Below are 13770 nucleotides of genomic sequence, written 5' to 3' on the forward strand. Positions count from 1 at the left end.
GAAGAGTTGTTTTTCATTGGGACAATAACGGTGCACTTGGTAGAGCAACAGTAGTTAACATTCCAATCCGTTGGAAGCTAATTGAGAGGATAAATGATGCTAGAAAATGGCTTGGAAATTGAAACTCAGCTTGATGCGGTAGATGCGCTGGATCAACTTGCTTCGACGCTGCGCGGGCTTGGCTTTATGTGCGTTGCGCTCTGCGATAGTCCTTCAGTGGTGGACGAAGACGTTTTCGGGCTTATTGCGGACATTGCCTACTATTGTGCTCAAACCAGCGAAAAAGCTTCGGGCGCAATTTATGCGTGTGGCAAAAGCGTTGACCTTGCGCCTGACGCTCTGCGTCCGTCTAGGTCGATTGCGCAAAACAGCATCGAAGTAAAAGAAGCAGCTTAGTCAATCCTCTTGGTCGCGCGAACGCAAGAGTGTAGCGGGAAATGGAAAGCGAGCTTGTGGGCCGCTCGAATCAGGGTGCCTCTTTGCCAGAGAGTTGTCATTTTATCCGTTGCCCGCTTTGTATAATGGACTGATCTAATGGCTAGTGGGCTAGCAATCAGAAAAGGGGAGACCATGAACGAAGTTACGCTTGGGGCAACGGGAATTACGACGCCGCAGAATGCGTTCGGGGCGCTCCCTTTGCAGCGCTGCTCCGAGGAGGAGGCGGTTGAGCTGCTGCGACACGCCTATGCCGGGGGCATGACCTTCTTCGACACCGCCCGGGCCTACTCGAACAGCGAGCATCGCGTGGGGCTGGCGCTGGGCGACGTGCGCGAGAGCGTATTCATTGCCACGAAGACCATGGCGCGCTGCCCCGATGATTTCTGGCGCGACCTGGAGACCTCCCTTGAAACGCTCGGCACCGACTATGTGGACCTATACCAGCTGCACTGCGTGCCCCAGTGCTACCGACCCGACGACGGCACGGGCATGCACGAGTGCCTGGTGGAGGCGAAGCGCCAGGGGATGATTCGCCATATCGGCATTACGGCCCACCTCATCGCCGTGGCCGAGGAGATTGCGGAGAGCGGCCTGTACGAGACGCTCCAGTTCCCCTTCTCGTACCTGGCGACGGAGCGCGATGTGGCCCTGGTGGAAAGCTGCGCGCGGCACAACGTCGGCTTCATTGCCATGAAGGGGCTGGCCGGCGGCCTCATCACCAACTCGCGCGCGGCTATGGCGTTCATGACCCAGTATCCCAGCGTGCTTCCCATCTGGGGGATTCAGCGCCCCGAGGAGCTGGACCAGTGGCTCTCGTACATGGAGGACACGCCGACGGTGACGCCCGAGATGGAGGCGTTCTACGCCGCAGAGCGCGAAGCGCTGGCGGGGAACTTCTGCCGCGGCTGCGGCTACTGCGCGCCGTGCTCGGCGGGCATCGACATCAAGCAGTGCGCTCGCATGAGCCTCATGGTGCGCCGCGCTCCCAGCGAGACCTGGCTCTCGCCGCACTGGCAGGCCGAGATGGCCAAGATCAACGACTGCACGGAATGCGGGATGTGTATGACCCGCTGCCCCTACCAGCTGGAGATCCCGCGTCTGCTTCGGAAGAATCTGGCGGATTACGAGGAGATTCTTGCTGGGCGGATGCGGGTGTAGGGGAGCGAATTGCTGCGAGGTAGAGGCGAAAAGGACGGCCTCTGTCAGGTGTTTTGGCTGATCTGGTCTGTCTGCTACCGTTGCATGCCGGTAGCGATTGCTGCATAAGGGCGTGCTGTGTTGACTGACGCTCTGAAAGATGTTTGCGCCGGGTCTCTGTTTGGCGTAAGAGTAGTTCGAAGAAACTCGCACTGTGGCCTCTGGACCGCGGAGCGTCTTTCGAATTGTCGCTGCTGGTATTATGGGAATGCTGCTGATTGGCCGTTCAAAGGGGGCTAGGGCAATGTTTAACATTAGCGATCTCGTGAAGCGTGTGCTTCCCCAAGACTTCCTGTTCCCTTTTTTTCCGCGAAGATATAGTGACTTTATGGACGAAATATCTCCAGAAGACTTATACGTGGGCTTACTTGGCTATGGACTGTTTGCGGACAAGCTCCCGCCAATGTTTTCTAGCAAGTCGTTTGCTCGGCATTGTATGGGTCAAGAGCCGACGTGTCCGAAAAAGCCTAGCAATTGGATAACGTTTTCCTATACAAGGAACACGAGCGCCAAAAGGGAATTTGGAATTCCATCGCCGTTTGCTTATGAAGCCCTTATTCGACACTTGTCTAACAAATGGGCAGAACTCCAGACGATTTTGGTCAACAACACGGCCTTTCATCCGTACCGCATAAGTCGTATTCATATTAGAAGGAGAAAAAACACCAAGTCTCTGTTCAAAATGAGCTATAAGAGCTGGCAGATCGAAGAAGATCCTCTTCCAGCTCTTCTCATAGGCAGCAGATATGTCGTTGAGTGCGATGTTTCCAGATGCTTTCCGAGTATCTATACGCATGCGCTTGATTGGGCAGTTTTAGGGAAGGAGAGAGCGAAGAAAAATCGGAGGGGTGAGGAGTGCAAATGGTCTCACGATCTTGACTTGCTTGCGTCGAACACGACCAACGGGGAAACGCACGGCTTGTTGGTGGGACCACATGCGTCGAACTTAATGGCGGAGCTTATTCTGACGAACGTCGATAAGGCTCTGTTCGATCAAGGATATAGATTCGTGCGATATATCGACGACTATGAATGTTTCGTCGATGACGAAATGAAGGCACGGGCTTTCGTTTTCGATCTCGAGAAGGAGCTTGCTGTCTTCGGACTCTCGACAAACCAAAAGAAGACAGATATTAAAGAGCTGCCCCGAACATTAGAGGACGACTGGGTGAGATCGCTGAAGGAGGCGCTCTCACCCAAAGCTGTACTCGACAAAAGCGATCTTGCACGATTCCTGGACGCTGCAATTTCTATTATGAGAGCGTTTGATAACGGGGCCGTTCTCTCGTACGCTTTTTCGATGCTTGCGGGATGTGAGATGAACTATTGGGCGAGACGTCACTATGGCGATGTCGCCCTTCATCTGGCTTACATCTATCCCTACTTGCTCCCTTTTATGGAAGAGAAGGTCTTTTACGTAGCAAAAGTACCCTCCAAACGAATCGCGATTTTTTCTAATCTGCTTTATGAAAAGTCGTTGCGGGAGCGCGATTATTTGTCTGCAGCTTATGCGATTTATTTTGCTTTGAAATTTGATTTTGACCTCGATCACCTTGGAGGAACGCAGGGCTACGATGATTTAATAGCCTCCGGCGATTGCATTCTCCTTGTATGCGCATGGGTTTATGCGCATCGCAAGAAGGTGGACGAGATGAAAGCCAAGCTTGTTGAACACGCGGTGAGCTTAGCGGACGACGAAGACGACTTTCAGAAGAACTGGCTATTCATTTACGAGGCCCTTGATGTTTCTCTAATTCCAGCCTATTTAAACGGTGCGTGGCGTGGGCTAAAGCGCCAAGGTGTTAGCTTTATCGATACTGATGGGCTTGGTAGGCATCTGAAAAACGAAGAGGAGCCGATCGATATAGTTGAGGCGCTTCGGGAACGCACGAGTGATGAGACAAGCAATTCTGATCGACTTATCGAGCATATTACGAATGAAGTATGAGGAATGGGACAGAGAAGGCTCTCTTCGGACGGCCGGCGCTTCGATAGCACTCGGACGCGATTTGATTTAGTGGACATTTTAGCTGCATTGATGCGAGAGCGGGCGGCATAGAAATTCTTTCGTGCATTGGCATCGGCGCGACCTAGATATAGGAGAGGCGCGATCTCGACTTTCGATATGGTTTAAATCCGCATAGATTCATGTTGTGCTCGGAAAAAGCGGCTATGTTAGAGCCTGCCGTAGTGTTCGAGAAAGAGCGTCGTCTCTGGTAAACCCAGGGAATTTGTCTGCGGTGGGGAATGCAGAAGCTGGCAAGAGGCGCCCGTTAACGCTTTTTTGGCCAGAACGCCCTCGATGCTTGCCCAAGTGTTGGCTGCGGCTGTTTCGCAGCTGCCAATCGCGCTCTAGATGGGTGTGCTTGCGTCTCGGAACGCAGAGCACTGGCAATGGCTCCGTGAGTTTCGATCTGAGTTATTCTCTTGTTCTGACAAGAAAAGTCGATAGTGCTATAGAAAGCGCATGGTATTTGAGCTATCTCTGTCCAAGGCCACGCGCTCAAGGAAATGGCTATTCCCAAATCAAACGTGTCATTTTTGCTAACAGCTCTGTTCGCTTCCGGATTTCAGCTGGGCCAAATTCGCTGTAAGGCTTAAAGTCAAGATCGTGCCTTTCCATGAAGGCTTTGAATTTCGGATTAGATTTATAGAAGTCATCCGTGAGGGTTTGCAGCCAAATGCTTTCCGACGCGTAAGTTTGCCGCTTCTGGGGATAAAGCTCCGCGTTGGATGAACAATTGACTGAGCTGCGAAGCAGTCCAATGCCGCCAAAGAAGCCGCGTTGGAACTCGAACTCGTCTTCACTGGCGAATTTGCTGGCGTTTTCGCCATGCTCATCGTGGGATAAAATATGCTCAACATGGTATGAAGCCCCGCTTAGCAGTTTATCGTAAGAGTCGCAGGTCTGGCTCGCTTCAAGAGCGATGTAGTTTTCGATTCTGGCGAAGAAATACCGAACGAAACTGGTCTCAAGTGAGTCGGCGGATAATTGATTCCAAGAAATATAATCGAAAGGGGAGTCCTTTGCGGGGGAGCCGTCTTTTTCTTTGGCAGACCGAATGAACTCAAGGATAAAATCGTCGCACGTTTGAGCAATCTCGGATATTGATTTATCACTGCTTTCGCGAACAACAATGCACAGCCTTTTGCAAAGGGGAGAGAAGGCGCTTGAGTTATATGTGCCTGTAAGTTTCGAAAGTGCGAAAAGCTTATCTAGCTTTTTAGAAACTAGGGTGGTTTTCTCTGCTTGCAAGGTATCGCCAAGCTTTAGCACGGACATGACGAGTTGTGTCTGATTTTGTGCTAAGCCGTTTTTCCCGTTGAACCAAATAAAACGATCGTTGCTCTCCTCGTCCATTTTCTGGCGTCTTGCTGTTTTGTGCAGACTCTGAAATACGGTTGAGTAGTAAGGGATCTGCTGGTTAATTAAGTTTCGCGCAGTTTGGAGCCGCGTCATCCCGTCTTGCGTCCAAGTGAGTCCGATATACTCATCATAGGGGGCCACAAAAATGTTTTGGTGGTAGTTGTGCGAGGCGAGCTGCTTTCTATCTTTTTCTGGATCCCGGCTATATCTTGCCTGGAAGAAGCTCTCGAAGAATTCATCGGATCTATCTTTCTGGTAGAGAGTCATCAATGGCACGACGGCGCTATCCCAGTTGGTGATTTCTACCTTGTTGCTTTCCTTGGGAATCAAAGAAAGAAGCTTTCCCTTAAGGATTTCATAGCTTTGAAGCTTTGTTCCTCTGTCGTTGATCACCTCAAAGGCCATTGCGACGTCTTCGCTTTTCATCATGTCGATTTTGACGAGGTAGAGGCGTTTCTTCAAGTAGACACAGAAATAGGCCAATTGGATTTCGTCTTCGATATGCTCATCAAAGAAATCGCGGCAAACCTCATAGGCCTGTATGATGTTTTTGGCTGAGATGTTGTCTTCGTACTCCGCGAGAAGAGCGACGATGTCCTCCCTGCTTGGCTGATTCAGAAGGCTTCTCAGCACCTCTCCTCTGTCCTCGAGCTGCATGCGAATCTGCTGCTTGCCGGCCATGGTTGTGCTGGAAATTATCAGCTTCTCGAGATTCTCTTTCACGACCGTCGTAAGATTTTGGTTTGCAAGCAGCGCGATGACTGCTACCGTCAAAGTCGTGAGTCTTTGCTGGCCATCAACGATGTAGATCTTGCCGTCCACGGTATTCGTTAAAACAGAGCTAAGGTAGTACCAAGGATACTTTTCGACGTCACTCTCACAGAATTCGATGTCGTTGGGACTGTAGGCCTGCTGGAATTTAAGCCAGATGTCGCTTAGCAATGATATTACTGGCTTGTGGTCGGGCTGCTTGTCGTTCCACTTATATTCGCGTTGGTAAAAATCTACATAGAAATGTCCTGATCCTGACGAAGCCATCAGGTCTTCGTAGGTCATCTCGTGAGCGTCAAGATCCATGTCTTCCCTTTCTAGTGAAGGCGAATCTGAAAATTCAGTTTGAAGAAATATCTGCCGTCTTCCTTATAGACCTTTGCATAGTCTCCGTGCTTTGGACCCGTATCTGGAAAATCAAGATAGGCTGACTCGTACAGAAAGGACTTAAACTCCTCGGATTCCAAGGCGTAGTGACATACCACTTTTCCATCGTCGGTGACGTCTATGTAGCCGCCGTTAACGTCGCCTACCCCATCCCATAAAGTTGAAGCGGTCATTTTGCAATACGAGGCGTACAGAAACGCTTTGAACATATAAGGGTATTTCACCTCTGGTCGAGTGATTTTGTCAGGGTTTGCTTCGATGAGCCGCTGAACCGCATCTTTGAGCTCTACATCTTTGGAGCCAGAGAAGAAATGGTCCGCTAATATCCACTCGATTGCGTTTGGTAGAAGAGGATTAAGTAGCTCGAGATTTTCCTTGAATGCTTTGACCTTGGCGCGTTTTGCGACGACATAATCATGGTAAACCGGGGTGGCGCCCGACCGAATGATTGCTTCGCATCTTTGAGAGGTGGCCACATGCCCGTGAGCATCGAGTATTGAGTTGATGCTGCTCATCTTTTCGTCGTCGAAATCAACGAGCTCATATATAACGGCTGACGCTGGAGCTGTATTAAAGAGAGTCGGATTAGAGCCGAAATGAGACTTGATGGAGAAACCGATTTGATTGCGTCTTAACCCTGTTCGCTTATCGAGCGTGGTTAAGAAGATGTCGTTTTTCTCCCCGCTCGATGCTTTGGTGCTTAGAACTCCAGCCAGATCAAGAAAGGCTAATGCTTCGGGCGATGCCTCAAATGCTCGCTTTCCGTCTCTAATTTCCTTCATTAGGCTATCTGCTGCCTTAGTAAAGTCTGTTGCGGGAAGAACCGCGGCGGGAGAGCCGTTGACTTCTATGACGACATCGGTAGAGTTTTCGTCAAGACCGTAGGTTACGATTCTGTCTTTCGTCTCTTTGCGAATGACTTCTACCACTTCCATCCAATGGTTGGGATCTGATCCGTCACCTTTATGTGCGAGCTCGATCTTCCCGTCGCCTATTAGGCGGAGAGCGGCGTAGACTTCGCTCCACTCTCCTTTATTCGCTTTTCCCAGAGGCATCCAGGACCTCCTTGATTCTCTTTGCAATAGCCGTAATAACAGGAACAGTGACGGAATTGCCGAACTGCTTGTAAAGTTGGGTGTCGGATAGCGTTAGCTTGAAGCTGTCGGGAAATCCTTGCAGACGAGCCCACTCGCGTGGGGTCATTTTGCGAATATCCTCTTTATTTATCTCCCCTTTGATGCGCGTAACAGGCACCATCGAATGCTCCCTGTGGTCGACAATGAGGTTTCTCTCTCTGCCCATGCCTCCACATACGATGGTTCCTGCAATGCCGTCGAGCTCTCTGATTTCGTATCCGAAACCGTGTCCAAGCGACTCATGATGCGCCCGGTGCCTCCGCAGTGTTTCTAAGTAGACATCGGAGAGGTAGTATTTTGGGCTGATAGGGGCATCTTCGAGTATATCAGCGATAACCTTTTCCTTTCCAGCGTGCGTTGGAAAGGAAAACGATTCTGGGGCGATGTCTTCTCGGAAGGCGACGATGTAGATACGTTCTCTATTTTGAGGAACTCCGAAGTTCTTCGAGTTGAGTACCTCATAGAAGGGTATATATCCGTCTTCTCGAAGAGCGCCTAAGATGGTTTTGAGGGTGCGTCCTTTGTCGTGGATAGGGAGCCCCTTGACATTTTCACAGAAGATCACCTTGGGCTTATTTTCGCGGTCAGCGCAGATTCGAAGAGTATCGAAAAAAAGTGTGCCTCTCGCGCGGCCTCTATAGTCGTCGTCAAATCCTTTGCGTCGGCCCGCCAGGCTAAATGCTTGACAGGGAAAGCCTGCCAAGCAGATATCGAAATCAGGAACTTCTGATGCATCGATTTTGGTGATATCTCCTGCGATATCAAAGGGGTCATCAAAATTAGCGCGGTATGTCTTACATGCGGGCTCATCAAGCTCGCTAACGAAGACGGTTTCAACGCTGTCGCCAAAAGCTCTGTCGAAGCCCATGCGGATTCCGCCAATGCCAGCAAACAGATCAATTGCTTTGTATTTCCCCATCTGTTTTTGCACCACGCCCATCTGCTTCACCTGCTCAAAGGCAGGACTGTTCTGGTTTCGAATTGACTATTATATCTGCTTTACGAAACGCTGACGCGCTAAACGGGCTCAGCGCGATGCTTCCCTGGCCGTTGTGAGCTTTGGCGGCATAGTGAGGGGTTCTTTAGCGCCTCTTGCCACTCACCCAATGACGTGGGGCTTTGCCTTGTTGTGGCCTCGTGGTCGCGCTAAACTCCAACCTCGCGTCTTCTCGCTTGCCTAACTCGACATAGTACGCTGGCATCCCTCGCATCGCGGGGCCTGGCGTCGCCGTGCGACGAGCAGCCCGAAGGCGCCCCAACCGCCAACCCGACAGAAACCGAGACCATGCAACAGCGCGACAAGATTAAGCCTATCCTCTTCAGTATCATCAAGCACTCCAGCAAGCAGGAGCTTAAGGAGCAAATTCCCAAGGACATCGTCGCTGGTATCGTGGTGGCCGTCGTCGCCCTCCCGCTTTCCATCGCGCTGGGCATCGCTTCGGGGGTCTCGCCGGAGCAGGGTCTCTATACCGCTATCATCGCGGGCTTCCTCATTGCCTTCCTGGGCGGCAGCCGCGTGCAAATCTCGGGCCCCACGGCCGCTTTCGCCACCATTGTGGCGGGCATTGTGGCTACCGATGGCATGGACGGGCTCATCGCGGCTACCATCATCGCCGGCATTCTGCTCATTCTCATGGGCTTCTTCCGGCTGGGCGCCGTTATTCGGTTCGTGCCGCTTACTATCACCACCGGGTTTACGGCGGGCATAGCCGTCACGTTGACTATCGGGCAGCTGAAGGACTTCTTCGGGCTTACCTACCCGGCCGGCACCGCCACCGTAGAAACCGTGGACAAGATTGCCGCCCTTGGCGCAAACTTCGCCACATTCAACCTGCAGGCGTGTGTTGTGGGCGTTGTCTGCCTGCTCATTCTGTTCCTGTTCCCGCGCGTGACCACCAAAATCCCCAGCTCATTGGTGGCTCTGCTTGCCGGCATCGCCCTGGTGAGCCTGCTCAACCTGGATGTGCTCACCATCGGCGACCTCTACGTCATCGACAGCGCGCTGCCCATCTTCCATATGCCCCAGCTTAGCTTCGAGCTCTTCCGCAGCCAAATTGCCAACGGCGCCACCATCGCCATTCTGGCCGCCATCGAGTCGCTGCTGTCTTGCGTGGTAGCCGACTCCATGATCAGCTCGCATCACCGCGCCAACACCGAGCTGGTGGCCCAGGGCGTCGGCAACATCGCCTCGGTGCTGTTTGGCGGCATCCCCGCCACGGGCGCCATCGCGCGTACGGCCGCCAACGTGAAGGCCGGCGGTCGCACGCCCATCTCGGGCATGGTCCATGCGCTGGTGCTGGTGGCGGTGCTCGCGTTCCTCATGCCCTACGCGGCGCTCATTCCCATGCCCACCATCGCCGCTATTCTGCTGTACGTGGCCTACAACATGTGCGGCTGGCGCAACTTCGTGCACCTATGCCAGACGGCATCGAAGGGTGCGGTGGCCACCATGGTACTCACCTTCGTGTTGACCGTGGTGTTCGACCTGGTCATTGCCATTGCGGCGGGCATGCTCATCACCATGGTGTTGTTCATGAAGATGGTCAGCGAGGAAACCGAGGTGAAGGGCTGGCGCTACTACGGCGACGAGAATTCCGAGGTCACGCACTTGCGCGAGCTGCCGAAGAGCGTGCGCGTGTACGAGATCAACGGCCCGATGTTCTTCGGCATGGCCGACCGCATTGCCGACATCTCGGTGAAGGAGTTCACGAAGTACCTGATCATCCGCATGCGCGGCGTGCCCTCGCTGGACGCTACGGGCATGAACGCCCTGGAGAACCTGTACGAGTACTGCACCGTCCACGGGGTACGCCTCATCTTCTCGCACGTGAACGAGCAGCCGCTGCGCACCATGCAGCGCGCCGGCTTCGTGGACCTGGTGGGCGAGGAGCACTTCCGAGCCAACATCGACGACGCTATCGCCCATGCTCGAGAGTTGGTGGAGGGGGAGTAGGAGATGGAACGACCGATTCCCGGACGCATTAGCGCTGGAAATCGGTCGTTGTCGGTCGTTATCGGTCGGGTGCCTCGTGCTAGCCAGATGGCTCCCTTGGGCTTACGTCCGCAACGACCCCGACGACGTGTTCATGGTAGCAGGTTTTACGGCAACTAACCTTGTTGTCGTTGCTTCCACGCCCGCAGCGCTAGGATGGCGCATACCAACGCCACGGCTGACAGCGCGGCTCCTACTAGCCCCACGCTTCCAAGCCCTAGGTTCGTCACGGCCGCGCCTCCCACGGTGGTGCCGAAAGCGATGCCTATGTTGAACGAAGTGGGCTCGATGGAGGCGGCCAGCACCAGGGCGCCGGGGTGATGCTTGCGGGCGATGTCCATGAACATGCTGATGGCCTGGATGGAAAACGCGTACATCAGCAGCGCGATAAAGCCCATGGCCACCAGAGCCGGCGCTACGTTCGTCCCCGAAAGCCACAGTCCCAGCAGCGCTGCGGTCAGCACCACGAACACCGGCGGCAACGATTTCATGCCGAACTTTCCGTCAAGCCAGCCCGAAAGCAGGTCCGAGAAGAAGCAGATGCACCCGAACGTCAGCAGCACGGTGCCCGATTGTCCGTTGTTAAGCCCCAGATCGGTCTCCAAATAGGGCGTCACGTACCCGTAGAAGGCGTACACGCCGCCCACACCGAACATGAAAATAAGCACGCCGAACACCACGGCGCGTTCCTTGAGCAGCCCCACCTGATGGCGCGGCGAGGTCAGGGCGCCCTCGCGCTTGCGCCCGCGCTCTTTCGGCAGCACCGTTATCAGCAGCACGGCAGTAATAACGGAGAAGGCGAAGGCGGCCACCAGGGCCACGTGCCACGACCACAGAGCCACCACCATCCGCCCCGCGCTGGTGGCCAGCACCAAGGCGATGGAGAACGCGGCGTACACCACCGAAATGCCCATGGAGGACTTCCATGGCCCCAGCAGATCGGACACGTATGTGGTACCCACGGCCAGCAACGGCCCCGCCACCGCGCCCATGACCACGCGCGATGCCATCAGGATGCCCAGGGAGGGCGCCACCATGGCTGCAAAGTTGGCCGCCACGAAGACAAGCAGGTAGATGGCCAGCAGCCGGGAACGCTGGAACCGCGCCGTCGCAATGGCCAGCGAGGGCGTCGCGATGGCGTAGGAAAGCGCGAAGAGGCTGATGAGGTCACCGATTTGAGCGAGCGAGCTGTGGTAGTGCTCGGCCAGCTCCGGCTCGATGCCAATGACCACGAACTCGGACACGCCCAGCGAGAATCCCAGCAGCACAATGAGCGCATAGCTAATCCGCCGACGCAGCGGGCTCAGGCCGGGAAAGGCCTCGGTCGCGGTCGGTGCGGTCGTCGATGATGCGGTCATGGGGAAGTGCCTCCAGGTAGTGCAGGTATTGCGTTTCCGCCTATTGTAGCCGCTACGCCTTCGCTCCGCACGGGGTGCTTGCCTCGTCAAGCGCGGCGCCCGCGCCTGCGCCCGCTCCGGCCGTCGCAGCCTCGATCAGCTCTCGGTCGCTCGTCACTGCCTCGTAGTAGCGATAGCCGCCGGCGAAGTTGTAGGGCTCGAAGCCGTGACCGGCCAGGATGCGGCAGGCAATGTAGCTGCGCAGGCCGCTCTGGCAGATGACGTAGACCGGCTTGCCCGGCTCCAGCTCGTCCAGCCTGTCGCGCAGCTCGTCCACGGGGATGTTGCGGAAGCCGTCGATGTGGCCGCCGGCGTATTCCGCAGGGGTGCGTACGTCCAGCAACGTGACGCTGCCGTCGTGGGGCAGCGAGTCCAGATCCTCCAGGTACCACTGCGCAAGTACGCCCTCTTCGATGTTCTCGGCCATGAAGCCGGCCATGTTCACGGGGTCCTTGGCCGACGAGTAGGGCGGCGCATAGGCCAGATCCAGCTCGGGCAGATCGGTGACCAGCATGCCGTTGTGAATAGCGCAGGCCAGCACGTCGATGCGCTTGTCCACACCGTCGTAGCCCACAATCTGCGCGCCCAGCAGGCGGTTGGTGCCCTTCTCGAACACCACCTTCATGGCCATCGACTTCCCGCCAGGATAATAGCCGGCGTGATTCATGGGGGAGAGGATCACCTTGTCCACCTCAAGCCCCGCCTTACGGGCCGTGGCCTCGTTGATGCCCGTGGTGGCCGCGGTCAGGTCGAACACCTTGATGACGCTGCTGCCCAGCGACCCGCGATAACGGCTGTCGCCGCCGCAGATGTTGTCGGCGGCAATGCGCCCCTGCCGGTTGGCCGGCCCCGCCAGGGAGATGAGGCTGTCAAGCCCCGTCACCGCGTGCTGCACCTGCACGGCGTCACCCACGGCGTAAATGTCCGGCGCGGAGGTTTCCATCCGCTCGTTCACCACAATGCTGTCCTTGAGGCCCAGATCAAGCCCTGCTTCCTTCGCCAGCGCCGTGTCGGGAGTCACGCCAATGGCCAGCACCACCATGTCCGCGTGCAGCGCGGGCTCGTCCTTCAGCAGCACGTCCACGCCGCCGTCCACTTCCTCGAAGCCCTCGACGGTGTGGCCCAGCGCCAGCTGGATGCCGTGCTTGCGCGCCTCGTGGTGAATGAACGCGGCCATGTCGGGGTCGAAGGGGTTCATCAGCTGCTTGGGGCGCTGGACGATGGTGACGTCCATGCCCAGTTCTCGCAGGTTCTCCGCCAGTTCCAGGCCGATGAAGCCGCCGCCGGCCAGCACCGCCGAGCGGGGATGGTGCTCCTCGATGTACTCCTTGATGCGGAAGGTGTCCTCGACGGTGCGCAGGGTGAATACGTGGTCGAGTCCCACGCCGGGCACCTTCGGCTGCGTCGGCTTCGCTCCCGGGGACAGCAGCAGCTTGTCGTAGCTTTCCTCGAACTGCTCGCCGGTTTCCAGGTTCGTTACCGAGACGGTTTTGCGCTCGGGATGGATAGCCGTCACCTCGTGGTGTACGTTCATGGCAATGCGAAAGCGCGAGAAGAAGCTTTCCGGCGTTTGCAGCGTCAGCGCCGCCGGGTCGGTGATGGCGCCGCCGATGTAGTAGGGCAGCCCGCAGTTGGCGTAGGAAATGTAGCCCGAGCGCTCGAACACCACAATCTCGGCCTGCTCGTCCAGGCGACGGATACGGGCCGCGGCCGTGGCGCCGCCCGCCACGCCGCCGACAATGACTACCTTCATGAGCGCTCCACCTCTCCCGTATACGTGCCCATGCCCCCGATGTTCTTCACGGTCGTGTAGCCCGCGCGCTGCAGAGCGCCGACGGCCTGTCCGCTGCGACCGCCGCTTTGGCAGTAGACGAACAGCGGCGTGGCCGGATCGGGCACGACGGCGGTAACGCGGTTCAGCTCTTGCAGCGGGACGTTCACACTGCCGGGCACGTGGCCCTGGGCGAATTCCTGGGGCGTGCGCACGTCCAGCAGCACCGCCCCCTCGGTGTCGTGGTATTCGCGAACGCCCTCGTCAATGCTGGGGCCCCGCAGGAAATCGAACATTCCCATGGCAAACTCCTT

Annotated in this window: 10 protein-coding genes; 4 read left to right on the forward strand and 6 right to left on the reverse strand. The window is 55.8% G+C overall.

Translation table 11 applies throughout. The features are described 5' to 3' along the window. Positions 1 to 96: 96 nt before the first annotated feature. The 3 genes from PZH32_RS03875 (at position 97) to PZH32_RS03885 (ending at position 3583) form a co-directional block, all read left to right on the forward strand. Entirely contained in the window at positions 97 to 396 is a 300-nt protein-coding gene (locus tag PZH32_RS03875; RefSeq protein WP_275206322.1) for a hypothetical protein, read from the forward strand. 174 nt (positions 397 to 570) lie between these two features. Next, positions 571 to 1596, forward strand: coding sequence for an aldo/keto reductase (locus PZH32_RS03880; RefSeq protein ID WP_275206324.1), 1026 nt, complete (start codon positions 571 to 573; stop codon positions 1594 to 1596). A gap of 283 nt (positions 1597 to 1879) precedes the next feature. Beyond that, on the forward strand, positions 1880 to 3583 hold the full coding sequence (locus tag PZH32_RS03885; protein WP_275206325.1) for an RNA-directed DNA polymerase: 1704 nt from the start codon (positions 1880 to 1882) through the stop codon (positions 3581 to 3583). Between the two features lie 567 nt (positions 3584 to 4150). Here PZH32_RS03885 and PZH32_RS03890 read toward each other — a convergent pair. From PZH32_RS03890 to dcm, 3 genes are read right to left on the reverse strand one after another with little or no spacing between them, the layout of a single operon-like run. Continuing rightward, complete coding sequence (locus tag PZH32_RS03890; RefSeq protein WP_275206326.1) at positions 4151 to 6079, reverse strand: DUF262 domain-containing protein; 1929 nt, start codon at positions 6077 to 6079, stop codon at positions 4151 to 4153. 11 nt (positions 6080 to 6090) lie between these two features. Further along, entirely contained in the window at positions 6091 to 7215 is a 1125-nt protein-coding gene (locus PZH32_RS03895; RefSeq protein ID WP_275206327.1) for an HpaII family restriction endonuclease, read from the reverse strand. Next, positions 7193 to 8236 carry a DNA (cytosine-5-)-methyltransferase gene (gene dcm, locus PZH32_RS03900; protein WP_275206328.1) on the reverse strand — a complete coding sequence of 348 codons (1044 nt, stop codon included), beginning with the start codon at positions 8234 to 8236 and terminating at the stop codon, positions 7193 to 7195. Before dcm ends, PZH32_RS03895 begins: the two co-directional genes overlap by 23 nt. 345 nt (positions 8237 to 8581) lie before the next feature. Between dcm and PZH32_RS03905 the strand changes: the two genes are divergently transcribed. Then, on the forward strand, positions 8582 to 10249 hold the full coding sequence (locus tag PZH32_RS03905) for a SulP family inorganic anion transporter (RefSeq protein ID WP_275206329.1): 1668 nt from the start codon (positions 8582 to 8584) through the stop codon (positions 10247 to 10249). 155 nt (positions 10250 to 10404) lie between these two features. On the opposite strand, the gene PZH32_RS03910 is transcribed toward PZH32_RS03905, so the two are convergent. Genes PZH32_RS03910 through PZH32_RS03920 form a run of 3 tightly spaced genes read right to left on the reverse strand, consistent with a single transcriptional unit; the run spans position 10405 to position 13758 of the window. After that, positions 10405 to 11646 carry an MFS transporter gene (locus PZH32_RS03910; RefSeq protein ID WP_275206330.1) on the reverse strand — a complete coding sequence of 414 codons (1242 nt, stop codon included), beginning with the start codon at positions 11644 to 11646 and terminating at the stop codon, positions 10405 to 10407. Between the two features lie 52 nt (positions 11647 to 11698). Continuing rightward, positions 11699 to 13438, reverse strand: a complete 1740-nt coding sequence (locus PZH32_RS03915; RefSeq protein WP_275206332.1) for an FAD-dependent oxidoreductase — start codon at positions 13436 to 13438, stop codon at positions 11699 to 11701. After that, on the reverse strand, positions 13435 to 13758 hold the full coding sequence (locus PZH32_RS03920) for a rhodanese-like domain-containing protein (RefSeq protein ID WP_275206333.1): 324 nt from the start codon (positions 13756 to 13758) through the stop codon (positions 13435 to 13437). The genes PZH32_RS03915 and PZH32_RS03920 overlap by 4 nt, the downstream gene beginning before the upstream one ends. Positions 13759 to 13770: the final 12 nt, after the last annotated feature.

Source organism: Adlercreutzia equolifaciens, assembly GCF_029076695.1.
GTDB classification, from domain to species: Bacteria; Actinomycetota; Coriobacteriia; order Coriobacteriales; family Eggerthellaceae; genus Adlercreutzia; species Adlercreutzia equolifaciens_A.

Excerpts from the sequence above, each read along its gene's own strand:
- PZH32_RS03875 (WP_275206322.1), top strand. The coding sequence starts at position 97 with ATGCTAGAAAATGGCTTGGAAATTGAAACTCAGCTTGATGCGGTAGAT.
- PZH32_RS03880 (WP_275206324.1), top strand. The coding sequence starts at position 571 with ATGAACGAAGTTACGCTTGGGGCAACGGGAATTACGACGCCGCAGAAT.
- PZH32_RS03885 (WP_275206325.1), top strand. The coding sequence starts at position 1,880 with ATGTTTAACATTAGCGATCTCGTGAAGCGTGTGCTTCCCCAAGACTTC.
- PZH32_RS03890 (WP_275206326.1), bottom strand. The coding sequence starts at position 6,079 with ATGGATCTTGACGCTCACGAGATGACCTACGAAGACCTGATGGCTTCG.
- PZH32_RS03895 (WP_275206327.1), bottom strand. The coding sequence starts at position 7,215 with ATGCCTCTGGGAAAAGCGAATAAAGGAGAGTGGAGCGAAGTCTACGCC.
- dcm (WP_275206328.1), bottom strand. The coding sequence starts at position 8,236 with ATGGGCGTGGTGCAAAAACAGATGGGGAAATACAAAGCAATTGATCTG.
- PZH32_RS03905 (WP_275206329.1), top strand. The coding sequence starts at position 8,582 with ATGCAACAGCGCGACAAGATTAAGCCTATCCTCTTCAGTATCATCAAG.
- PZH32_RS03910 (WP_275206330.1), bottom strand. The coding sequence starts at position 11,646 with ATGACCGCATCATCGACGACCGCACCGACCGCGACCGAGGCCTTTCCC.
- PZH32_RS03915 (WP_275206332.1), bottom strand. The coding sequence starts at position 13,438 with ATGAAGGTAGTCATTGTCGGCGGCGTGGCGGGCGGCGCCACGGCCGCG.
- PZH32_RS03920 (WP_275206333.1), bottom strand. The coding sequence starts at position 13,758 with ATGGGAATGTTCGATTTCCTGCGGGGCCCCAGCATTGACGAGGGCGTT.